This is a genomic window from Paenibacillus sp. GM2 (assembly GCF_900069005.2).
Lineage (GTDB): Bacteria > Bacillota > Bacilli > Paenibacillales > Paenibacillaceae > Fontibacillus.
The window spans coordinates 661,438-682,988 of the sequence record NZ_LN831279.1; the positions used below are offsets into that span (position 1 = coordinate 661,438).

Consider the following 21,551-nt stretch of genomic DNA (forward strand, 5'->3'; position numbering starts at 1 on the left):
TTAGCAGGCATATGAAGGATGTACGACAATATTTGTGAATAAAAGTGCAAAGTTGCGAAAGCTGCCTCAAGTAAAAGAAGGCACATTGTATGCCAATTCTAGATAGAAAACATAGGGGAGATGGGACAACCATGAAGATCAAAACAACAAGAAGAATTATGATGCTGTTAGCACTAGCGCTTATTATCAGCATAGTGGGCGTGGCCTGCAACAGCAAGACGGATCATGCCAACACAGGCAATGCGGGCAGTAAAGCATCGGAGACATCGGAGCTGTCGCTGGGTCTTCTGCCATCCATTGATGCCATTCCATTTATTATTGCTCATGAACAGGGCTTTGATCAGAAGCACGGAGTGAACCTGAATATCCAGACATTCAAGAGTGCCAAAGACCGCGATGTGGCTTTTCAAGCAGGCAAGATTGACGGGTTAAGCGCCGATCTGGTCGCCATCTCGATCTACAATGAAGCTGGACTGGATGTGAAAATCACCAGCACAACCTTCGGGGAATTTGATCTGTTGACCGGCAATAATGATATTCAGGAAGTGAAGGATCTCAAAGGGAAAACCGTGATTCTCTCCAAGAACACCTCGACGCAGTACACCGTTGCCATGATGCTGAAGCAGGCCGGACTGACGGAGAAGGACATTAACATTACCGAAGTGCCGCAAATTCCAACCCGTCTGGAGCTGCTGAAAAATAACAAAGCGGACGCCGCGATCCTGCCTGAGCCATTTGTAACTATGGGAAAAGAGTCGGGTCTACGCGTGCTTAGCTCCACGAATCAGGCTCAGGTGAATCCGTTTGTGCTGGCCTTTCCGCAGAGCGTAATAGCCGCCAAACCGGAGGCAATCCGTGCTATGTATGCGGCGTATGATGAGGCCGTTGCCTACATGCAATCCCATGATCAGAAGGATTATATTGACCTGGTAATCAAGGAAGTGGGCTATCCGGAAACCTTGAAGGATCAGATTGAGGTACCGGCTTATATTCCAGCTAATCAGGTCGATGTGAAAGAGGTTGAGTCGGCATTTGCTTGGGCTCGCGAGCAAGGTCTGCTGACAAAAGACATCACCCCCGAAGAGGTAATATCCGATGTCCAGTTCAAGAAATAACGGACTGTGCGTAAAGGAGCTTGAAGTTGAATACAAGAGCGGGGAGCTGGCGCTTGGAAGAGTGGATTTCACCTTGCCGGAGCACGGGATTTACACTATTCTCGGGCCATCCGGGAGCGGAAAATCCACGTTGCTGCGCGCTGTGTCTGGTCTCCTGCCGGAATTTCGGGGCGAGCTGCTGTTCAATGGACAGTCTCTGCGCGAGCAGGACATTTTGATCGGTCTGGTGCCGCAAAATTACGGTCTCCTGCCCTGGAAGACAGTCAAGTCCAATATCAGGGTGGCCATGAAGATTGCCCATCCTAAGGGGCAGGATCGGAGGTACCAGGAGACGCAAATCGATCGCTGGCTGTCGGCGATGGGCATCCGGGAGCTGGCGGACCGTTATCCGCTGTCGCTAAGCGGGGGGCAGCAGCAGCGGGTTGCCATTGCGCGGGCATTTGCGATTATGCCCTCTATTTTGCTGCTGGATGAGCCATTTTCTGCGCTAGATGCTATTACAAGGGAAGTGCTGCAGCAGTTGTTCCTGGACCATTGGCAGGCGAATCCTGCCACAGCGCTGTTTGTGACCCATGATGTAGATGAGGCCATCCTGCTGGGGCAGAAGATTATCGTGCTTCCATCGAGCAAGAGCGAGGTACCGGAGATTATGGACAATGAGGCGGTATTCGGGCTGGAGCATGGGGAGAAGCGGGCCAGTGACGCCTTTTTTGACCAGATCAAGAGAATCAGAAAGGTAATGCAGGAGAAATGGTAAATAAACGACGTCGGCTCAATTATATTTTGAGATTATTGCTAGTGTTCTTGGGGATGCATGCGGTTTGGCATGCAGCTTATCTGCTAGTGCATCATCCGATGCTGCCCAGCCCGCTGGAGGTCTATCAGGCGATGGGGCACCTGGGCGGAAGGGATATTGTGCTGAATGTAGGCTACAGTCTGATGCGGATTTTTGCTGGAATTCTGCTAGCGTTGATCGTCGGCCTGCTGATCGGACTTCTGATGGGGCGTTCGGCGCTTTGGAACAAGCTGCTGGACCCGGTGGTATATTTAACGTATCCGGTGCCCAAGATCGCGCTGCTCCCGGTGGTTATGCTCTTCTTCGGGCTTGGTGAAACCTCCAAGATTCTTATGATTATGCTGATTCTGCTATTCCAGATTATCATTTCTGTACGGGACGGGGTAAAAGCCATTCCAGCGAACACCTATGATGTGCTGACAAGCATTGGCGCAGGGCCTGGTCAGAAATTTTGGCATGTCACTTTGCCCGGTGCGTTGTCCGTGATCCTCAGCACGATCCGCATCTCGCTTGGTACAGCTATATCAGTTCTGTTTTTTACGGAAATCTATGGTACTGAGCATGGCATGGGCTTCTTTATTATGGATGCATGGCTCAGATTGGATTATCCGCAAATGTATGCCGGGATACTGCTGTTTAGTCTGGTCGGCTTCGTTCTGTTCCTGCTGGTGGACCTGCTGGATTACCGATTTATGAAGTGGCGGAAGTAGGGCAAATTTACGGCTAATCTCGTATTTACGCTGTAGGGCTTCCGCCTCTGGATTACCAGGTTGTATAATCGTGGACAACAAACGCCCCAGCCTTAGATAAGAGCTATCTATGGCTGGGGCGTTTGGCAATTATAAGGTAGTTTTCTGAAATGAAGGGAGAAGAAAATATGACTCAATTCCCTATAGTAGAAACTGACCTTTGATGGTAAGAACTGCGGAGTTGTTACTCATTGCCCAAGCCCCATAGATTGACGATAAGTCACAGGGGATACCCCGGTAATGTCTTTGAAAACGCGATAGAAGGTGGGCAGGCTTTGGAAGCCACATTCAAAGGCAATATTGGTGACTGCCTTATCGGTCCCCGTCAATGCTCGTTTGGCAGCTTGGACACGTAGCAGAGCTAAGTAATCAGAGAAGCGGTACCCGGTCGTTTCCAGAAATGCACGACTGAGGCGGGATGCACTTATGCCCAGCTCATCCGCCAGCCCCACCAAACTCAGCGGTTCATGATATCGCCGTTCCACCAAAGCGGCTAAAGATTGCGCGTGACGAACCGTTTGTACCATCGCCTGCCGCTCGTCATCACTGAGCAGCTCGTTGTAATGTCTAAGCAGGCGGCCGCATAACTGGAGAAGCGCGCTTTTCGCCATCGCCAAATAGCCGGGGGATTTCTCACGAAGCTCCTCCGCTATTACATGAATCCAGGGCGTAAGCTCCCTGGCAAGCGGCGAGCTGCCGGCGATATGATTGCGAAATTGAGTAGATCGATAAGAGAAGGGCAGTAAAAGACCCGGCTCCTCTGCTAACAGCAGCGCCGGATCAAAGTTAATGAAGAGATAGCGGCTTGGATCCTTCGGGTCAGATTGAGCGATATGATGTTCCTCGTTGTTGACGATAAATAAGTCGCCAGGACTGGCCGTATAGCGTTTGCTGCCAAAGAAGAAGCAGCCTTTGCCTGATAGGCAGAGGCCAACTTCCAGACTTGAATGCATATGGGGCGATTGTCGATTCGTAGCAGGCGTCCATTCGAAAGCATTGATCGGAATTGGGTGATCGTATGTTATATGCAGTCTCATTTTCCGTCGCCCCCTGATCTTAATCATGGTATATGGCAAGTATACAATAAGAGCTGCTCTTGTGGTTGTACAATTATCCCAGATTGTTCATAGTGGAAGCCTGGATTACGAAGCCAAGATTCGCATTGTCCTTGTGCTGGGTAGGTAATACTCCTTTGGCTGATTGCTCCAGTATAAATTTTACTGCTGAAGTTTTCGGAAAACATCATAGCTCCTTTGAGCACATTCTGAGATGGCGATCGGGTGGAAGCCGCTGATATCGGCATACAAAGTATCGTTTAGCGGCTTGATCCAGCCTTCAGGCAGCCTAGACGCTCCAAGCGATGCGCCGAGGATGGAGCCAACGGTGGCGCCATTGCAATCAGTGTCCCAGCCACCCAGAACGGCTGTAGTGATTCCCTTCTCAAAATTGCCGCCGGAATGAATGAGCGCAGCCGCGCATAATGCGGCATTATTATTCGTATGCACACAGTGATAATGCTTAAAGGCATCCCAAATTTTCTCAACCAGTTCTAGCTGACCTGGCGTTTCTTCAGCAATTTGGACCGCCAGTCTAATATCTTCTGCCAGCCGGCTGCGCTGCGGAATCTCACTTAACCCGATCTCAATGATCCGCTTTACATCGCTCTCAACGAATGCGGCTGCAATCATGGCAGAGCAGAACATGGCACCATAAATCCCATTTTTCACATGAGAGAAAGAAGCATCGCGCCAAGCAAGTTCAGCAGCAAGCTGAGGCCGGCCGGCAGCGCCATATGCATAGCCGTCTACGCGGATTTGAGCACCGATCCATTCCCGGAAAGGGTTCAGATAGGAACGTACCCACTGGATATGCTTCTCCCAGTCATCGGGCTGATCGCCGCTAATATGCGAAGTAACTCGGGCAAAATTCAGGTATGCCTGTGCTTCAGCTGTGAACACCTGACCGAAGGATAGGCGACGATGCCACATCTTGCCAACATCCCAGGAGTTAAATTCTAGACCACGCTCCTCAAGCATGAGCAGTCCAAGCACGGTGTATCGAATATCATCATCCGTCTCCATAAAACGGATATGCTCCCGGCAGCTGGCCAGACTGCTCCAGTGGGCAATATGGATGTCATAATGAGACTCGGCGGTCGATTTACTTGGAGTATAGTGTCGAATCGGCCACTGCCCGGCGCCTTCGAACCAGAGCTTAATATTTTGCCAGCCGGGTCTGCCTTCTGATCCCTGCATGAAGGGTGGAGCCTCCAAGGGTTTGCCCAAGGCGCAACCGGCTGCACGGCCAAGCCAGGCCCCATAAAACTTGTCTTGCCATACTTCGTTGCGCCAGTCACCCTGAATCATACGCGGCCCTTCAGGGCGTTCAGCGCGAATTGCTTCCAAATCTGATGGCTCGGTATACTTAAATTCAGGACTTATTTCCAGTGCCGTTAATTCATGGTAGATCTCCATAATTCGGGCTTCATCCTGATCGGCTGCTCCCAGCCGTTCCATGAAACCTGTTACATGGCAGCCTTCTTCCCCACGCTGCTGTATTTCGTGTCTGACAAGTTCTTGCAGTCCAATCCATTTGGTCATAACGGATTCCTCCATAATGTGGTAAATTTTCTTTATCACTGATTATAGCCAGCATTGCCGCTTGCGACTTCTCAAATAATGAAAGCGATATTCTCATTTTTTGCGTACTGAGTATAGTTGGCCACAAAGCAGCTTCTGCTTGCATAACATTCTGTAGACTGGTACGCTTGGAGAAGCTCAGACAACACAGGACCCAGCCTAGGATAGAAGCTATCTGAGGCTGTTTTTTTGTCTTTTAATAGAAAGAGATATAGGGGAGTCATGGTGGAAGGAACAGGGAATCGGCCCTGTTTGGCTGGAACTTGACAAGTAGGGATGGCATTCCCAAAGGAACTAAGTACTTTCAAGTTACCGCTGGGAACGGGGTTATTCTAAAATCCTCCCAATCATCCTCATTCATATGTTGTAAAAAGCTACGCATAAATCAATTATATGTCATGGACGTCCTACTTTTTGTGTCTGAAAGTCTACGAATAAAAATCTAATATGAGGTGCTAAATGAATGATCAGTTAATCCAGGCTGCCAAACAATTAGCCATAAGTACTATTCGCCAAGCCGGGCGGGTGGCTAAAGACAAGTTTGATAATTTTACCGTATTGAGATCAAAAGATGAGTTTGGGGATGTGGTGACTGAAGTGGATCATATCTGTGAGGATATCATCATTAAGCCAATTCGAGAGACCTTTCCCAGTCATCAAATACATAGTGAAGAAGCGGGAGATATCGGCTCGAATGACGAGTGGTTATGGTTAATCGATCCTCTAGATGGCACTAATAATTTCGCTATTGGTTTACCGGTTTTTACGACATCCATTACGCTCATGTACAGAAGAGAGCCTGTGCTTGGAGTGATATATGAGCCATTGACGGATCGTCTATTTGTATCTGCTCTTGGAGAAGGTGCATTCTGCAATAGTCGTCCCATGCGAGTGCAGAGCAACCCTAACATAGTCAAAGGAAATATTGGCTGGATTCAAGGACATAAAGTGCAAAATGACCCAAGAGCAGTGAATCTAAGGCAATGCCTGGATCTTAAATTTAAAAGAATGATGAGATTATGGGCGCCGACACTGCAATGGTGTATGCTTGCCAAAGGAGATATCGATGGAATAGTGCTGTACAATTCTGAAGGTGATGACCTGTATTCCGGTCTTTTGATGGTCAAGGAAGCCGGAGGGATTGTTGTTGATTTTGATGGGAATCCGTTCACTGGAATGAAAGAGGAACCCTATATAGTAGCCTGTCATCCGGATAATAAAGAAGAATTGCTCCATATTGTGAGGGAAGGACTACAGTGAGGGAATGAGATGCCCTTGACTAACAGGATCGCACGTACCAAACGGTCAAAAGGGACCGTTAGAGCAATGAAAATCAACTTTACTCTTCTAAGGGACAACTTTGACCATTAGAAGCGAAAAATACGATTTTCGCGACCTAATGCCCTTGTAACGGACAATAAGGTCCGTTACAAGGGCAATGTTCTAAGAATCAACGCTAACGGTCAATAGTGTCCGGATAGCAGGTCAACATATAGGGATGTCAATATTTTGATCCCTCTTGAGCTTTATTTTTGCTTCATCTGTGCTAGTTTCCCCTCACTCATCCCGTAAATGACATCGGCTATGGTGGTTACTTTTTTGGAGTGTGTAACGATGATGATGCATTTGCCTTCCTGATGAGCAAGTGAAGTGAAAATATCTAAGATGGCTTCCTCTGTCGCGCTATCCAGATTGCCCGTCGGCTCGTCGGCGATGATAATATCGGGATTATGCGATATTGCCCGGGCAATTCCCACACGTTGCTGCTCGCCACCGGATAACCTGAGTATTTTTCTGTCCGCCGTTTCTCGGTCAATGCCAACCTTTTCAAGCAAAGCATAGGCATACGCTTTTTTATCCTTCTCGGAGCTGCCATTGATATTCATGGAAAGCACAATGTTCTCAATAGCGGTCGCATTGGTAAGGAGATTAAAGCTCTGAAATACCACGCCAATTCCTTTGGATCTGTATTCGTCACGGTCTAGCTTTTTCAGGTCCTGATCGTTATGCAGGATAGTTCCATCCGTACATACATCAAGCCCGGAAATTAAGGAAAGCAAAGTTGACTTGCCGGATCCGGACTTGCCAACGATCGTATGAACCTTTCCAGGCTCAAAAGAGGCGTTCACTCCTTTAAGAACATTTTTCTTCGTACCTTCATATCTGTAAAATACATTTTTTACCGTAAGTACACTCATTGTATTGTCACCTAGTTCCTTTCCATAAGTATTTTGATCGGCTCATACTTTGTGATCTTACTGATGGAGACGAAGCCGGCAAATGAAGCCAGCAGAATAGAAATGGCAATAATTTCCGATATCGTAACAAAGTCCAGTGAAATTTTCATTTCGGACAACGGGTTCGCACTCGTCTGTGCTCCTCCCAATTGCGCACCGCCTAATTGCTTGCCTCCTGGACCCATCATCATAGCCCCTTGCGCTGCGTTTGATTGTGCCGTCTCAGCTTGATTTTGCAGCAACATGTCAGATACAGGCTGTGCGGCAACAGTGCCTGCTGCTAGTCCAATGACAAGGCATAAACAGGTAACTGTAAAAATTTCAAACCAGAGTCCAAGTGCTACTTTCGCTTTTTTCATCCCCATCGCCCGAAGCACACCGATCTCATATTTGCGCTCTCGGATCGAGATCGAAGCTAACAGTAGTAAAATAATGGAGCCAAGGATGATAACCACGACCATAAAGGTGATGGAAATGCTCTTTAATCCCTCTACAGGTTTTACTACTTTTTCATAGGATGCTGTGTCCGTATTTACATTAAAGAGATCGTCAAGTCCTTTTGCTCTAACCTCGGCTTCAAATGGCTCCAGCATCTCGGGACTTTTCAGATAATAGGTTACATTTACATTTACCCCGGTCTCGCTGGTCTTGCGCTGGGCGATTAATGTATCAAGCGTGGTCAGAATCTCGTTGCGTCTATTAAATCCTGCGGATTTAGGCATATTGTCATTGGCATATTCATCGGTCAGGTCATGGTAAACACCAACAACGGTTAAGGGGTAAGTAACCTCGCGCTGTAAGCGAACGGTTCCCATTCCGGTGATGGACGCGGTATATTCAATACCATCTACGGTGACCTTATCACCTTCCTGGACATTGTCGGAACTCATATCAGCGGGGGCATCAACACTCATATTAGCTGTAAAAGTGATTATATCGCCGAGGCCAAGACTGTTTAAGTCACGAAGCTCGTCGCTAATCACCCCTTCGCCGTCTGACTCTGGCAATCTGCCACTTTCAAGGCTTCTGAGTCCCTCGTTGAACTCTTCCCAGCTATCTCCCATGAGCTTATAATTTCCGTTCATTCCGGGGCTCCTCATCATACCGCCTTCACCAGCAATAGAGGTAGACCCTGTTCCCGACGAATTAGAGTCATCTTGGTCAATCGCTTGTATATCCGCGTTGTTTGCCATAATCGAACCCGTTGCAATACTCTCTTTAAGGTATTCCGAATTGGCGAACTGCAGCAACTGTTCCGAAGGAATCTCAGGTTTTTTGATCATTACCCTGCCGTCTGTAGAATTTTTCTGCGCGTCTTCCATCACCTTCTGCATGTCAGGCGTAATATATACCTCTGAGGCAAAGCGCTCTTTATAGTCCGCAATAACTGCCGCAGAGGTATTATTAATGATTAAAGATACGACGGTTGTCAGTATGATCACAAAAATAATCGCACCGATCATCAGATTTCTACCTTTGTTTCGCATCAAATTTTTGAGTGCATTTTGTAAAATAAACATGCTAATAAACTCCTTTGCCCCTTTTTATTTTCCATGTTCCGTATCTACGACTTCAAATCCATCAAAGAATTCATCCAGTTCGTCGTCTGCCGAAGCTTTTGGCTGGAATGGCCATGACATATTACGACGAGGATCGGATGGCTGATTCGCAGCAAGTCTTAAGTGAAGCATGCCGGCGGTCAGCAATACCGCTGTAAAACCAACGATAGTAATGACATAGGCAAGAACCTGTGGTATGAAATCATGCCAGTAGTAATCGGATGTTTGTTCCGCTGTAGCGCCCTGCAAGGCGGCATTGTCCAGCATTTCAAGCTGTGGCGGGATGTACAGGATGAGCTGCCATACGCCCAAAGCAAGAATAATACCGGATAGTCCAAAGATCATGACGCTCGTTAAAGTTTTTTTCACTATCTATTTTCCTCCTCATAGAATTCATATTGATTATTTAAAAGGACAAACCTTTAACCAACCTTAAATCGTAACTCCAAGCAACAAAAAGCCCTCGGACTATAATCCGAAGGCTCTGTATGGTTGATTCTCTCTCTAATCCAATTCAAAAATAAAGGTTGTGCTTTCTCCTTCAACACTTGTGACGTGAATTTTGCCGCCTGCATTTTCTATAATAGCTCTTGCAATGGATAGTCCCAGGCCATAACTGCCGTCATGGGCTCTTGAAGCGTCTATACGATAAAATCGATCAAATAATCGGGGCAGATTTTCTTTTGGAATGCCGTTTCCTGAATTTTTGACGGAAAAGTGGACGTGGTTACGAGACTTTTTGAGCGCAACCTCAATTGTACCGTTTTCGTTAACGTACTTTACGGCATTATCAAGCAGTATGATAACGACTTGTTTTATTTTATCACCAGCTCCGTTTACGATGAGATCGGGCCCAATGTGCTGTGAAAGGGTTATTCCTTTTTCAAAGATAACGGCTTCCATCGCGAGCAGTACATCGTTCACAACATGGCTGATATTAAAAGGGACAAGCTCATTGTTTGCAGCCTCGCTGTCGGTTTTCGCCAGATACAATAGATCACTCACAAGCTTTCCCATCCGATCCGTCTCGGTTGCGATATAATCCAGCCATTTCTGCTGGCTCTCAATCGTCTCCGTTTTATTGGCATACAAGGCATCAGCATTAGCATGAATGACAGCGATCGGTGTCTTCAGTTCGTGAGAAGCATCTGCGATAAACTGCTTTTGTTTCTCATAAGCAATCTCTACAGGTGTAATGGCGCGACGGGCAAAAAACAGGCTTATACCGAAAATCACAAACAGCATCACAAGGCTGATGGCGCCAAAAGTGAGCAATAGCTGGGAAAGTATGTTGTACGACTCGGTCACATCCATGAAATAGATCTGTTCAAGCACGGCCGCTTGAGTAACCCCGCCCTTGCCCTTGATAATAAGATTTGCATTCATGGCATTGATTTTAAAAAGCCAGCGTTGTCCATCGATCGAGATGACCGCACTTTCTTTATTTGAAGAGGTGGCCAGCTTGGTTGCCTTTGCATAGGTTTCTTCGGTTAAATCCAAATAAGAATGAACATTCAGCAAAGTGTTTCCTTTGCCGACTAATACGCTAAAAGTGGAGGAATAATCATTTGGTATTTTCCCGACAAATACCCTGCCGCTGTTATTGTACTCGTCTGATTTTACCAACGAATTTATCCTAAGAGGGGATACAGCGATATTGGTTAGTTTGATTTGATTTTCCTTCTGGATATTACTGTAAGTTATCATGTAAATGGCAGCGAAGGCTGAGATCATAACGACTGTAATGATGGTCATGTTCAGGATCATAAATTTGTTCCGCAATCTCTTAAACATGTCTATCCCCCTGTGATTTCAACACGTAGCCGACACCGCGCATCGTATGAATTGAGGTCTCAGATTGAATATGACTCAATTTCTTGCGCAAGAACGAGATATAAACCTCCACATTATTATCTTCGGCTTCGCCATCGTACCCCCACAGCTTTTCAATAATGGTGTTCTTGGACACTACCAGGCCTCTCATGTTAATAAGCAGCTCTAATAGCTGAAATTCTTTTAAGGTGAGCTTGTACGACTTATTGTCGCAAAATAATTCGAGAGAATTAGGATAGAGGTTAATGTCTCCATAAGCCAATATCCCTTCTTGGATCAGCTTGCCTTTCCGGCGGCTAAGGGCACGAAGACGAGCAAGAAGCTCCTCGGACCTAAAGGGTTTGGCCATATAATCATCTGCACCGCTATCCAGCCCGTTTACGGTATCCTCGGTCTCTCCCTTCGCTGTTAGAAGAACGACCGGAACAGACATCCCTTGCTTTCTGATTTCTTTTAGTATCGTTATGCCGTCTATTTTGGGAAGCATAATGTCAAGTATAATGAAGTCATAAATCGCTGATATTGCGCAATCCAGCCCATATTCTCCATCATGGGCCAAATCGACGGAATAATGGTTCTTCTTGAGAACCTGTGCCACGGCTTCAGCCAAATGTGTCTCATCTTCTACGATCAGTACTCTCACGCAGATACCTACCTCCTTGTTCTTCTCTATCTTAGCAACGCAACCTTTAATTCACCTTAATTTTGCTAAAGAGGTTTTGATCTATTTCATTTCTGTGAGCCCATCTCTGCGTTGCAGGAATACCCCCTCTGGCTATCATCAGGAGAGGTGAAACTTGGGAAAGAAAAAAAGTATGGAAAGTTCATTTATAACCATCTATCCTGGAGTGAAATTTAATATAATGAGTATGTTATTCATAAAATTTGTTTATTTACCCATCTTTCGGTTACCCGAATAGGTTGTACAACTGGAAGAGATCGGAGAGGCATACCATCCGTGGAATCATACAAGTCAAATCTATGAAGCGGATGTAACATAATGTAAGCGTCTAGGCGGAGTGAGGTATGGAGGTAAGCAAAAGCTAATAAGCCGTTAAAGTTTGGAGGGAAGGGTATTGAAAATCAGGGTCTTGCAGGAATCAGATGCGCAGATGTATCAGCAAGTTCGATTGGATGGCTTAAGGAAGGATCCGAGTGCCTTTGGCACCACTTATGACCGTGAAGAGAAATTTTCACTTGAGATGGTAGCTGAAAGAATAAAACCCAGTATGGATAAGTTTGTATTAGGTGCATTTGGAGATCACGGCAATTTATTTGGAGTTGTAGTCTTTGTGCGTGAGACGGGCATGAAGACTCGGCATAAAGGCAACATTTACGGCATGTATGTAGTTCCGGAAAAAAGGGGAATTGGGTTAGGAAAAGAACTCATGGGTGAAGTCATCAGAAAGGCGAGAGAAATGGAGGGAGTAGAACAATTAAACCTAACAGTGATCTCTAATAATAACCCTGCCAAAAAATTGTATATGTCTTTAGGATTTGAAATTTATGGTCAAGAACGAAATGCTCTTAAATACGAGAATCAATATGATGATGAAGATTTAATGGTTCTCAGATTTAAGGTGATGGTAGAGGAAACGTAGGTATAAGAAGGGATTATTTCATGGAAAGCAAAGATTACAGTCATTGCTGTAATGAAAGAGGGGGACCATGGGTAGTTCGTCATTTCGTTCTTACTGATCGTATATCTAATAGGGCTCATAACTGCTTATTTCAAACATTGCAAACAAAAAGCTAATAATTATGGGGTGATTACATGAATAATATCGATAAACGGAATCGCCTCGGTGAAGAGGAAGTATTCACTTATAAAACGACGAAAGACAAAAAGGTGTTTATTTATTGGAAAGGAAAGCAAGTATCCATACTTACCGGTAAGGCCAGTGAGAAGTTCTTAAAATCTATAGACGGTAAGGATCATCTGGAAACCCAGCTAGTCATGGCTAAATTGACGGGGAATTTTAAGCGCGGAAATGAGAAAGATGGAAAATCAGCGAAATAAACCGTAGTGACCGGAGTGCTGCAATCAGCAAAACTCACAACATGACCCAGCCTAAGATAAATTTGTCTAGGGCTGGGTTATTTTTATAACGTATTAGGAGGGATTGATAATATGGAATATCTACGGGACTATACGATGTACATGGCGATTTTCGGAATGTTCAGCTTTATGTGGTTTGGGTGGGCTCAGGAGAAGCCCCGAAAGAGCTGGAGATTATATATTGGGATCGCCAGCGGGATTGCCCTTGTAGTCTGCCTGGTTGGAGTTTACTTGAGTATTATCAATTGGAATGAGGCTTCGGCATTGTCAGATACGAGTTCATTTAGAAGTTACTTGATATTTGTGATTATTGAATTTCTCCTTGCGGGTGTTGGCGCATTTCTGATGATTAGACTAAAAAGAAGTGATTATGTAGCCCCGTGGATTGCGTTGATTGTGGGAATTCATTTTTTCTGGCTCAAGGATGTATTTAAAGATTCAAGCCTGAACATTTTAGGGATTCTCCTTATTGCAGTCGTATTTATTTCATTCTGGCTATCCAAAAAATGGAGTGTTGCAAATAGCGCGATAACGGGGATTGGTGCCGGCACTGTACTGTTCTGCTTCGCCATATTAGGGTTGAGTCGGTATCTTGCTTTGTAAGGCGGCAGCGAACAATTACCCAACTCAAGTAGAAATAGCTCGTTTAAATGATAAAGATGAACCGAAAAGGGGGATGAACTTGCCAGAGCCTGAGGAAGTCCTGAGTGGAGGAAATATAAATAAGGTCGTAAAGGTAGGCGGGACCGTTCGCCGAGCGGTTGCTTCACCTGATCCGTATGTACATGAGTTGCTAATGCATCTTGAACAAGCAGGATACCCCAGCTCGCCCAGATATATCGGGATTGATGAGGAAGGACGTGAGATCCTCTCATTCCTTGAAGGCGTTGTTCCCGGAAATGATTATCCTGATATCGAACCGTATATGTGGTCAGATGATACGTTGGCTGAGCTGGCCAAACTGTTAAGAAATTATCACAATGCAACCGTAGGATTTATGGCATCCGTACGCTCTGCAAATGAGTACCCGGAACGGTCTTTACATGAGGTTGTCTGCCATAACGATGCGGCATTGTATAACATTGTATTTAAGGACAATCATCCAATTGGCCTCATTGACTTTGATATGTCAGGACCGGGACCGCGCATATGGGATATCGCCTACACGTTGTATACATCTATTCCGCTAGCCTCGTTCGCACCTAATAATAAGGATCGAGCAGTCGTGCAGTATGAGAGAGAGGAACATGCAGCGTTAAGAAGGAGACGCATAGATTTGTTTTTTAAATCTTACGGGTTAGCTGTGCCGATCGATCTTAAACAGTGGGTCATCTCTCGGATGAAGTTGATGTGTACGACCTTATCCGAACGAGCGGAATCCGGTGATATGGCCTTCGTGAGATTAGTTGAAGAAGGTCATTTAGGACATTACCTGAGTGAGGTCAGCTTTCTGGAACAGCATTTTGATGATTGGTGGAACTAATAAGATTAAGAACGGGGGAACATCTATGATCGCACTTAGGGAAATAGATCGGGATAATTTTTATGATGTCATTAAGCTGAGTGTAAGCGACGAGCAGAAAGAGTTCGTTGCGTCCAATTTATTTTCGCTTGCACAGGCTAAGGCATACCCGGAGTGTATCTGCCTGGCTATTAATCAGGATGAGGTACTTGTGGGCTTTACAATGTATTGCATTGATCAGGAGGATCAGGAATATTGGATTTATCGCTTAATGATAGATGCTGCGCATCAGTCAAAAGGTTACGGAAAGGCTGCTATGCAGCTGCTTATTGAACGAATCAAAGCAGATCTTCAGCATCAGATGATCTACATCAGCTTTGAACCCACGAATGTTGGAGCAAGACATTTATATGAACAATTAGGCTTCCGGGCCGATGGACGAGTGATCGATGGCGAAGTGGTGTATAAGCTGGAATATTAATTAGAACGGGCTCTTAGAGGAGGATATTTATTATGTTTTATGTCAATTCAAGGGCGATCATTGAAAGAAAGCTCGATGGGCAAATAGAAATTTTAAATAATTTTCCTTTAGGGTAAAATACAAATAGATAGTTTCAAGGGGAAATTAGGGGGCAGCTAACATGACAGAGAAAAAAGAAACGAATCCCAAGGTTGATGCATTTATGGGCAAGTCGAAAAAGTGGAAGGAAGAATATGAGAAGCTGAGAAATATCGTTCTTGACTGTGGCCTGGACGAAGAGTTCAAATGGATGCATCCTTGTTATACATTTGAGAAGAAAAATATAGTGTTAATCCATGGATTCAAAGAATATTGTGCCCTACTTTTCCATAAAGGAGCTTTGTTGCAGGATCCAAGGGATTTTGATTCAACAAACGGAGAATGTACAGGCGGCACGGCAGATTCGGTTCACGAATGCTCAAGAAATCGTTGAGATGGAAGCGATCCTGAAAAATTATATCCATGCAGCCATTGAGGTGGAAAAGGCCGGCTTGAAAATCGAATTTAAAAAAGAAACAGAATTCGAAAGTCCTGTAGAATTTCAAAATAGACTAGACGGAGATCCTGCCTTGAAAACGGCCTTTGAGGCATTAACTCCGGGACGGCAAAAGGCTTACATCATGTTCTTCGCTGCGCCCAAGCAATCCAAAACTCGAGAGTCCAGAGTAGATAAGTATACACAGCAAATTCTTGAGGGCAAAGGATTGAATGATCGGTAACCGTTTATGAAAAAAAGGATATAGATGTTCTCTAAGAAGAGAGGATCTATATCCTTTATTATTTAGCGTCTTCGGATCAACCATTACTCGCTTTCATAGCTCATTTGCCATTCAATGCCGAACTTGTCTCGCAGGTTACCATAACACTTGCTCCAGAATGTCTCTTGCAGCTCCATTTTCACCGAGCCGCCATCTTGCAGCTTGTTAAATAACTGTTTGACCTGATCGATATCTTTGCTGACATAAGCAAGACCAATGTTATTCCCAACCGTAAATGGCGAACCGGGAAAAACATCTGAGAACATGACATTACTGCCATTGATGTTCAGTCGTGAGTGCATGATTAAGTTTTTGGCTGCTTCAGGAAGTGAATATTCAGGGTTAGGTGGGTTGTCACCGTAAGCCATAAATTGCGGTTTCTCGGTTTCGAATATTTGTGCATAATACTCTACTGCTTCACGACAGTTTCCATTGAAATACAGATAGACCTCAACAGCCACTAACTTCACTCCCCGTCATGGATTCAATTTATAAATCAGAAACATCGATTGACTTCAAAATTGTACCATGTGAACCGATGAAATCAAAATAGATTACTATGGTTTAAGGCCTGCTTCCGTCTAACAGTTAAAATTCTCTCCGCTGTGTAAGTATTTCTCAGTCAGCGTGGTGAGCAATTGAATGCCTACTTCATTATGTCCGCCTTCGGGAATAATGAGGTCGGCGTATTTTTTGGAAGGCTCAATAAAAGCTTCATGCATCGGTTTGACCGTACTTAAGTATTGATCATGTACGGAGCGAATGGAGCGACCGCGCTCCTCAATATCTCGAACCACCCGGCGAAGTATGCGTACATCAGGGTCCGTATCGACGAACACTTTAATGTCCAATATGGCTCTGAGATTCTCATCGGACAGGATGTGAAGGCCTTCGAGGATCATAATGTGATTAGGCTTCAGTTCAAGGGTTTGTGTTTTTGAACGGGCATGAACCGTGAAGTCATATACAGGGGCGTAGGCAATCTTGCCTTCCGCCAAAGCTTGAATATGTTCAATCATGAGCTCGGTATCAAAGGCGAAGGGATGATCATAATTAATCTTCTCGCGCTCTGCAAAGCTTAGATGGGGATTATCTTTGTAGTAGTTATCTTGGGAAATAAAGGTTACCTTGTCCGAACCAAGTCGATCAATCACGGAATGGGCAACCGTCGTTTTACCTGATCCGGTGCCACCGGAAATACCAATAATCAGCATGTTTATTCAAAAATCCTCCCTAGTCCTATGAGCTTGTACAATTTTTATATTGTAGCATAGCGGACTTATTTTTTCACCATGAAACGACACATATGTACATAAAAGTGAAACAAGGGTTATAAATTGCTCTTCACAGAAATCGCTGCTATAATTTGCGTATGAATCAGGATTGGGGGTTATATCGGTGGCAATGCTGAATTGCTCGTTAGCTAGGAAGGACTCATGCAAAGCCTGATCTAGGGCGATACTTTGCGTGGGGCGCGATAATATGAGTTTGATCGCCCATACTTAACATCATCGTTTCTAATACAGGCTTTGCACCTTATTCTTTAAATTACAATAAGGGGCTGAAAGCTATGAGTACACCATTTATTAGAAACCATCAGTATAATATGATTAAGAAACAAGCGGAATTTCTTCAGAAAACATTGCAAACGGTTGCGGATCGGAGTGTCCTGGAAACCGTAAGGTACAGTGCTGTAACGAACATTGTTGAAGCATTTCCTTCACTGACAGAGGATCAGAAGCAGATGCTGGAACAGATATCGGCCCTGGACTCGGCAAGTGACTTCAAGAGCTATCTAAGCGCTTTGGAACCTTACCTGGAGCCTTTTCCGCAGATTACGCCGAAGCAGATTCAGAAGCTGTTTCCTAAGAATAAGAAGTTGAAATTACCGGACCTGAATGCTATCGACTTTCGATATTTAACCTATTTGAGCTGGGCGGATATTGCCACGAACAAGTTATTTACGGTATATCCATTCGAGGGAAGGTTTATCGGTATTGAGGGAAGAATTACACCGATCCACAAGAAGGGATACTGCCTGTTCTGCAATCGGCACCAAGAGCTTGCCTTCTTTTCGATCAAGACGAAGCCTGCTCATTCTTCGCCGGATAATCTTTCGTTCATAGGGCATTATGTCTGCCTGGAGAACCAAGAGTGTAATCACCGAATTACCAATACAGGGCCGTTGGAGAAATTCATTCTCTCGGCCACTAAATAACATATGAACCGACGTAAGGCTGCCTTTAATGGCAGCCTTTTTTTGATAACAAAACCTATACTTTTGACGGTATAATCTTTATTTTGTTAATTGGAATATATAGGAATTATTTGCTAATATATTATTTGTAATCGCTTACATTATCTTCTAAGTAGAACATTTTATCACAGACTCGTAGATTGCTCCGGCTAGCTGCTAGATCCCAACAGGTCAGTCTAACTGCACCTAAATAAAAAGGAGGAATGTTCTAATGTTCAAAGCAAAGATCGTAAAAGTAGTAGCGACCCTTGGGCTCTTTAGCAGTCTGTTCTCGATCCCTATGTTGCCAGCAGCTAGTGCAGCTGATGCTAACTGTCCGAATGGTTACGTTGGTCTGACGTACGATGATGGTCCAAATCCAAGCAATACGACAAATTTGCTCAATGCACTGAAGCAGAATGGTCTACGTGCAACGATGTTCAACATGGGACAAAATGCGCAAAGCTACCCTTCTTTAGTCCAGGCTCAGGTGACCGCAGGGATGTGGGTCGGCAACCACTCCTATACGCATCCGCATATGACTACATTGAGCACTTCGCAAATGTCATCGGAAATTACCCGAACTCAGCAGGCCATCCAGTCGGCTACGGGAACGGCACCAAAGCTGTTCCGCCCACCTTATGGCGAGACGAATGCTACCTTGAAATCCATCGAACAGCAAAACGGTCTTACTGAAGTGCTGTGGAATGTTGATTCCCAGGACTGGAACGGTGCCTCGACCGCCCAAATCGTAGCTGCTGTAGGCACGATGCAGAACGGAGATGTAATCCTGATGCATGACCAGTACCAGACAACGCTCCAGGCGATCCCGCAAATTGCGCAGAATCTCAAGAGTCGTGGTCTTTGCTCCGGCATGATCTCTACGTCAACTGGCCGGGCAGTGGCACCTGACGGAGGCGGTAATACGAATCCTCCAGGCAATACGACGAGAGTAGAAGCAGAGAGCATGACGAAGAGTGGTCAGTATACGGGGAATATCAGTTCTCCGTTCAGCGGAGTAGCTCTATACGCCAATGGAGACTCGGTCAAGTACACGCAAAATTTCACGAGCGGAAATCATCATTTCTCACTCCGAGGTGCTTCCAATAACTCTAATATGGCCAGGGTCGACTTGAAAATAGGCGGACAGACGAAGGGGACCTTCTATTTTGGCGGAACTAATCCTGCGGTTTACACTCTGAGCAATGTCAGTCATGGTACAGGTAATCAGCAAATTGAGCTTGTCGTAACAGCGGATAATGGGACATGGGATGTGTATATCGATTATTTAGAGATTAGCTAAAGCGTGAAATGGTAAGGCAATTTTATAGTCATGGAACGGATGCAGGCTTTCCCCTTTATGGTTATTAGTTGTATAATCAGGGGAAAGCTCAGACAACACACACCCCAGCCTAGGATAAGAGCTATCTTAGGCTGGGGTGTTTTATTTTCATTAGGGATATTGATAGTTAATTATAAGAGGTTTATTTAGTAATTATAGAAATCACGCAGAAATATTGTATAGGAAAAGTGTGGGTTTAAGCTGGGCCGAAACTTGCGAGAGAAGAGAATTGTTGAGCTGACTAGAGGGGGAAGAAAAGAAATGAGTAATAATCTAAAGCTAGAGCTGTCTATTGTAGATAAAGAATCTGACGTAGCTTTCTTTTGGGAGTTATTTAATGATTATATTAATGAACTTTCTCTTAACGCAACTATAGGGAGTGAGTTTGATGTGGACTACTTTTACTCTGATGAATATAGAGATGTAATTGAGGAACTAAGAAGTAGAGATATAAACCCACTAAAAATTTATTTTATACAAGAAGCGGCTTTGATTGGTTTTTTAATGTATGTCACTTATTTTGATGAAGGTGGAAAATGCTTTTTAATGGAATACTATATCGAACCTAAATACCGCAACCATGGGTATGGCAAGCTGGCTTATTTGCAAGCTGAACAGCTTGTTAGGAATGAAGGTGCTTTATATATTGAATTAACACCGACCAACGAAGCCAACGAAAGGTTCTGGAGTAGGGTTGGGTTCGAGAAGTCTATGGATGTGGATGAAGATAACAAACACTATTACAGAAAATCACTTAAGATATAAAAGAAATTTGGAATATAAATGAACTTCGCCAGTAACAATACTACTTATAATTTCTTTATTAATCTATCTATTTCGTCAGACTGATATTAAGGGGAAAGAAAAGGATAAGGTGGGACAGAGTAATTGATAACAAATGCTGTACGACTAGCAACTTCAGAAGACTGTTTATCGTTAGTTGAATTAAATTACAAATTTAGTGGAGTGGAACGACCCCGCAAATCATTCGCTTGTTAGAAGAAAACTTGCTCCAAATCGGGGTCAAGCATATCACGGTATTAACAGGACAAAGCAATGTTAGGGCCCAAAAAACATATCAAAAAGCGAAATATGTATTAGCGGATGAAGTTATGTATGAGAAATTAGCTGAGGAATCTTAGCTTTAGGGAGGAAAGAATATGCAATGAATAGAGGTGCTGGTATGCAGAACCCTTTTAAAGAAATCCTGTCTTCAGAAGATGAGATTAGAGAGCTCATAGGTCATCCCAGTGAGATTGTTAAAAAGAAAGCCATACAACACCTGGATGCTCATTGCCAAAATTTTATTGCTATGTCCCCATTATTATTTATGTCCACTGCGGATGATCAAGGGTTTTGTGATGTATCTCCGCGGGGGGATGCTCCTGGATCGGTTCTAGTCATAGATGAGCAACACTTAGTGATTCCTGAGCGGCCAGGCAATCGTAGAATCGATTCTTTAAGGAATATTTTGTTAAACTCCAGAATCGGCCTAATATTTCTTATTCCCGGGTTAGAAGAGACGCTTAGAATTAATGGGAAAGCCTTCGTAATCAAGGATAAGTACATTCTAGGACAAATGAAATCCAGAGATAAGCAGCCCCTATTAGGGATTGGGGTAGAGGTTGAGGAATGCTTCATTCATTGTGCTAAAGCCTTTAAGCGGTCCAAGGTGTGGGATAGCCGGTCGTGGGCTATGGACGACGCTTTGCCGTCGGTTTCGGCTATATTAAAGGATCATGTGAACTCATCTGAATATACTGAAGAGGTTATACGGAAAGGATTAGCGGAGAGCTACGAGAAGAGATTATATTGAATCAAGTTATTAGCCGGAGGAGATAATTATGATCGTTTATTCAGATGACAAAGAACAAAATGCACGCGATGTAGCTGAAGTTTTTCGGAATTCCGGAATTAAGAGACCTTATGAAGATGTTGAGAGAATCCAAAGCATGATCGATCATTCAGATATTATGATTACCGCTTGGTCTGATGGCAGGATGGTGGGAGTAGCCAGAGCTTTAACTGACTATTCGTATTGCTGTTATTTATCTGATCTGGCGGTGGACCAGGGATATCAGAAACAGGGAATTGGAAAAGAACTGGTACAACGTGTACAGGCAAAAATAGGGGAGCAATGCTCATTAATACTAATTTCTGCCCCAACCGCAGTGGATTACTACCCGGGTTTGGGATTTGAACGAACGGATAAAGCATTTTTAATAAGAAGAGACCAGTAAGCAGCC

At 44.5% G+C, this 21,551-nt stretch carries 23 protein-coding genes and 1 pseudogene; 15 read left to right on the forward strand and 9 right to left on the reverse strand.

All coding sequences use genetic code 11. The features are described from left to right. The first annotated feature begins 131 nt into the window (after positions 1 to 131). The 3 genes from BN1360_RS12800 to BN1360_RS12810 are packed head-to-tail and all read left to right on the forward strand — an operon-like array spanning position 132 to position 2,621. Positions 132 to 1,115 carry an ABC transporter substrate-binding protein gene (locus BN1360_RS12800; protein ID WP_068780242.1) on the forward strand — a complete coding sequence of 328 codons (984 nt, stop codon included), beginning with the start codon at positions 132 to 134 and terminating at the stop codon, positions 1,113 to 1,115. After that, entirely contained in the window at positions 1,096 to 1,872 is a 777-nt protein-coding gene (locus tag BN1360_RS12805) for an ABC transporter ATP-binding protein (RefSeq protein ID WP_068780243.1), read from the forward strand. The genes BN1360_RS12800 and BN1360_RS12805 overlap by 20 nt, the downstream gene beginning before the upstream one ends. After that, a complete protein-coding gene (locus BN1360_RS12810; RefSeq protein WP_068780244.1) occupies positions 1,866 to 2,621 on the forward strand; it encodes an ABC transporter permease in 756 nt (251 codons plus the stop codon). The genes BN1360_RS12805 and BN1360_RS12810 overlap by 7 nt, the downstream gene beginning before the upstream one ends. Before the next feature lie 227 nt (positions 2,622 to 2,848). Here the strand turns inward: BN1360_RS12810 and BN1360_RS12815 are convergent, their stop codons facing one another. Both BN1360_RS12815 and BN1360_RS12820 read right to left on the reverse strand, forming a co-directional pair. After that, positions 2,849 to 3,697, reverse strand: a complete 849-nt coding sequence (locus tag BN1360_RS12815; protein ID WP_068780245.1) for a helix-turn-helix transcriptional regulator — start codon at positions 3,695 to 3,697, stop codon at positions 2,849 to 2,851. A 180-nt stretch (positions 3,698 to 3,877) separates the two neighbouring features. Beyond that, positions 3,878 to 5,260: an ADP-ribosylglycohydrolase family protein gene (locus tag BN1360_RS12820; RefSeq protein ID WP_068780246.1), complete on the reverse strand. Its 1,383-nt coding sequence runs from the start codon at positions 5,258 to 5,260 to the stop codon at positions 3,878 to 3,880. A gap of 498 nt (positions 5,261 to 5,758) precedes the next feature. Here BN1360_RS12820 and BN1360_RS12825 point away from each other — a divergent pair, with 498 nt between their 5' ends. Then, positions 5,759 to 6,559: an inositol monophosphatase family protein gene (locus BN1360_RS12825; RefSeq protein ID WP_068780247.1), complete on the forward strand. Its 801-nt coding sequence runs from the start codon at positions 5,759 to 5,761 to the stop codon at positions 6,557 to 6,559. A 266-nt stretch (positions 6,560 to 6,825) separates the two neighbouring features. Here BN1360_RS12825 and BN1360_RS12830 read toward each other — a convergent pair whose 3' ends face one another. The 5 genes from BN1360_RS12830 to BN1360_RS12850 form a co-directional block, all read right to left on the reverse strand. Then, on the reverse strand, positions 6,826 to 7,497 hold the full coding sequence (locus BN1360_RS12830; protein ID WP_068780248.1) for an ABC transporter ATP-binding protein: 672 nt from the start codon (positions 7,495 to 7,497) through the stop codon (positions 6,826 to 6,828). 11 nt (positions 7,498 to 7,508) lie between these two features. Next, on the reverse strand, positions 7,509 to 9,056 hold the full coding sequence (locus tag BN1360_RS12835; RefSeq protein WP_068780249.1) for an ABC transporter permease: 1,548 nt from the start codon (positions 9,054 to 9,056) through the stop codon (positions 7,509 to 7,511). A 24-nt stretch (positions 9,057 to 9,080) separates the two neighbouring features. Then, positions 9,081 to 9,464 carry a hypothetical protein gene (locus tag BN1360_RS12840; RefSeq protein WP_068780250.1) on the reverse strand — a complete coding sequence of 128 codons (384 nt, stop codon included), beginning with the start codon at positions 9,462 to 9,464 and terminating at the stop codon, positions 9,081 to 9,083. Positions 9,465 to 9,599: 135 nt separating this feature from the next. Next, entirely contained in the window at positions 9,600 to 10,850 is a 1,251-nt protein-coding gene (locus tag BN1360_RS12845; RefSeq protein ID WP_229520998.1) for a sensor histidine kinase, read from the reverse strand. 31 nt (positions 10,851 to 10,881) lie between these two features. Beyond that, positions 10,882 to 11,571 (reverse strand): response regulator transcription factor, encoded by a 690-nt coding sequence (locus tag BN1360_RS12850; protein WP_068780252.1) that lies wholly within the window; start codon positions 11,569 to 11,571, stop codon positions 10,882 to 10,884. Between the two features lie 433 nt (positions 11,572 to 12,004). On the opposite strand from BN1360_RS12850, the gene BN1360_RS12855 reads away from it, so the two are divergent. The 6 genes and pseudogenes from BN1360_RS12855 to BN1360_RS12880 all read left to right on the forward strand — a co-directional run bounded on the left by BN1360_RS12855 (position 12,005) and on the right by BN1360_RS12880 (position 15,688). Next, positions 12,005 to 12,529, forward strand: coding sequence for a GNAT family N-acetyltransferase (locus BN1360_RS12855; protein WP_068780253.1), 525 nt, complete (start codon positions 12,005 to 12,007; stop codon positions 12,527 to 12,529). Between the two features lie 173 nt (positions 12,530 to 12,702). Further along, the gene (locus BN1360_RS12860) at positions 12,703 to 12,948 is read left to right on the forward strand and encodes a hypothetical protein (protein WP_068780254.1); all 246 of its coding nucleotides are present in this window, start codon (positions 12,703 to 12,705) and stop codon (positions 12,946 to 12,948) included. Between the two features lie 111 nt (positions 12,949 to 13,059). Next, on the forward strand, positions 13,060 to 13,590 hold the full coding sequence (locus tag BN1360_RS12865; protein ID WP_068780255.1) for a hypothetical protein: 531 nt from the start codon (positions 13,060 to 13,062) through the stop codon (positions 13,588 to 13,590). A 73-nt stretch (positions 13,591 to 13,663) separates the two neighbouring features. After that, entirely contained in the window at positions 13,664 to 14,470 is an 807-nt protein-coding gene (locus BN1360_RS12870) for an aminoglycoside phosphotransferase family protein (RefSeq protein WP_420707897.1), read from the forward strand. A gap of 25 nt (positions 14,471 to 14,495) precedes the next feature. Further along, the gene (locus BN1360_RS12875) at positions 14,496 to 14,930 is read left to right on the forward strand and encodes a GNAT family N-acetyltransferase (protein WP_068780257.1); all 435 of its coding nucleotides are present in this window, start codon (positions 14,496 to 14,498) and stop codon (positions 14,928 to 14,930) included. A 160-nt stretch (positions 14,931 to 15,090) separates the two neighbouring features. Then, positions 15,091 to 15,688 (forward strand): annotated as a pseudogene (locus BN1360_RS12880) (YdeI/OmpD-associated family protein). A gap of 83 nt (positions 15,689 to 15,771) precedes the next feature. Here BN1360_RS12880 and BN1360_RS12885 read toward each other — a convergent pair. Next, positions 15,772 to 16,188 (reverse strand): VOC family protein, encoded by a 417-nt coding sequence (locus tag BN1360_RS12885; RefSeq protein ID WP_068780258.1) that lies wholly within the window; start codon positions 16,186 to 16,188, stop codon positions 15,772 to 15,774. A 120-nt stretch (positions 16,189 to 16,308) separates the two neighbouring features. Beyond that, positions 16,309 to 16,941 carry a uridine kinase gene (gene udk / locus BN1360_RS12890; RefSeq protein WP_068780259.1) on the reverse strand — a complete coding sequence of 211 codons (633 nt, stop codon included), beginning with the start codon at positions 16,939 to 16,941 and terminating at the stop codon, positions 16,309 to 16,311. A 356-nt stretch (positions 16,942 to 17,297) separates the two neighbouring features. Between udk and BN1360_RS12895 the strand changes: the two genes are divergently transcribed. The 5 genes from BN1360_RS12895 to BN1360_RS12915 all read left to right on the forward strand — a co-directional run bounded on the left by BN1360_RS12895 (position 17,298) and on the right by BN1360_RS12915 (position 21,545). Further along, entirely contained in the window at positions 17,298 to 17,945 is a 648-nt protein-coding gene (locus BN1360_RS12895) for a FusB/FusC family EF-G-binding protein (protein WP_068780260.1), read from the forward strand. Between the two features lie 250 nt (positions 17,946 to 18,195). After that, positions 18,196 to 19,266: a polysaccharide deacetylase family protein gene (locus BN1360_RS12900; RefSeq protein WP_068780261.1), complete on the forward strand. Its 1,071-nt coding sequence runs from the start codon at positions 18,196 to 18,198 to the stop codon at positions 19,264 to 19,266. Positions 19,267 to 19,566: 300 nt separating this feature from the next. After that, complete coding sequence (locus tag BN1360_RS12905; RefSeq protein WP_068780262.1) at positions 19,567 to 20,070, forward strand: GNAT family N-acetyltransferase; 504 nt, start codon at positions 19,567 to 19,569, stop codon at positions 20,068 to 20,070. Between the two features lie 418 nt (positions 20,071 to 20,488). After that, a complete protein-coding gene (locus BN1360_RS12910; RefSeq protein WP_082790057.1) occupies positions 20,489 to 21,121 on the forward strand; it encodes an MSMEG_1061 family FMN-dependent PPOX-type flavoprotein in 633 nt (210 codons plus the stop codon). Between the two features lie 28 nt (positions 21,122 to 21,149). Beyond that, positions 21,150 to 21,545 carry a GNAT family N-acetyltransferase gene (locus BN1360_RS12915; protein ID WP_068780264.1) on the forward strand — a complete coding sequence of 132 codons (396 nt, stop codon included), beginning with the start codon at positions 21,150 to 21,152 and terminating at the stop codon, positions 21,543 to 21,545. Positions 21,546 to 21,551: the final 6 nt, after the last annotated feature.

Excerpts from the sequence above, each read along its gene's own strand:
- BN1360_RS12800 (WP_068780242.1), top strand. The coding sequence starts at position 132 with ATGAAGATCAAAACAACAAGAAGAATTATGATGCTGTTAGCACTAGCG.
- BN1360_RS12805 (WP_068780243.1), top strand. The coding sequence starts at position 1,096 with ATGTCCAGTTCAAGAAATAACGGACTGTGCGTAAAGGAGCTTGAAGTT.
- BN1360_RS12810 (WP_068780244.1), top strand. The coding sequence starts at position 1,866 with ATGGTAAATAAACGACGTCGGCTCAATTATATTTTGAGATTATTGCTA.
- BN1360_RS12815 (WP_068780245.1), bottom strand. The coding sequence starts at position 3,697 with ATGAGACTGCATATAACATACGATCACCCAATTCCGATCAATGCTTTC.
- BN1360_RS12820 (WP_068780246.1), bottom strand. The coding sequence starts at position 5,260 with ATGACCAAATGGATTGGACTGCAAGAACTTGTCAGACACGAAATACAG.
- BN1360_RS12825 (WP_068780247.1), top strand. The coding sequence starts at position 5,759 with ATGAATGATCAGTTAATCCAGGCTGCCAAACAATTAGCCATAAGTACT.
- BN1360_RS12830 (WP_068780248.1), bottom strand. The coding sequence starts at position 7,497 with ATGAGTGTACTTACGGTAAAAAATGTATTTTACAGATATGAAGGTACG.
- BN1360_RS12835 (WP_068780249.1), bottom strand. The coding sequence starts at position 9,056 with ATGTTTATTTTACAAAATGCACTCAAAAATTTGATGCGAAACAAAGGT.
- BN1360_RS12845 (WP_229520998.1), bottom strand. The coding sequence starts at position 10,850 with ATGACCATCATTACAGTCGTTATGATCTCAGCCTTCGCTGCCATTTAC.
- BN1360_RS12860 (WP_068780254.1), top strand. The coding sequence starts at position 12,703 with ATGAATAATATCGATAAACGGAATCGCCTCGGTGAAGAGGAAGTATTC.
- BN1360_RS12865 (WP_068780255.1), top strand. The coding sequence starts at position 13,060 with ATGGAATATCTACGGGACTATACGATGTACATGGCGATTTTCGGAATG.
- BN1360_RS12870 (WP_420707897.1), top strand. The coding sequence starts at position 13,664 with ATGAACTTGCCAGAGCCTGAGGAAGTCCTGAGTGGAGGAAATATAAAT.
- BN1360_RS12875 (WP_068780257.1), top strand. The coding sequence starts at position 14,496 with ATGATCGCACTTAGGGAAATAGATCGGGATAATTTTTATGATGTCATT.
- udk (WP_068780259.1), bottom strand. The coding sequence starts at position 16,941 with ATGCTGATTATTGGTATTTCCGGTGGCACCGGATCAGGTAAAACGACG.
- BN1360_RS12895 (WP_068780260.1), top strand. The coding sequence starts at position 17,298 with ATGAGTACACCATTTATTAGAAACCATCAGTATAATATGATTAAGAAA.
- BN1360_RS12900 (WP_068780261.1), top strand. The coding sequence starts at position 18,196 with ATGTTCAAAGCAAAGATCGTAAAAGTAGTAGCGACCCTTGGGCTCTTT.
- BN1360_RS12905 (WP_068780262.1), top strand. The coding sequence starts at position 19,567 with ATGAGTAATAATCTAAAGCTAGAGCTGTCTATTGTAGATAAAGAATCT.
- BN1360_RS12910 (WP_082790057.1), top strand. The coding sequence starts at position 20,489 with ATGCAGAACCCTTTTAAAGAAATCCTGTCTTCAGAAGATGAGATTAGA.
- BN1360_RS12915 (WP_068780264.1), top strand. The coding sequence starts at position 21,150 with ATGATCGTTTATTCAGATGACAAAGAACAAAATGCACGCGATGTAGCT.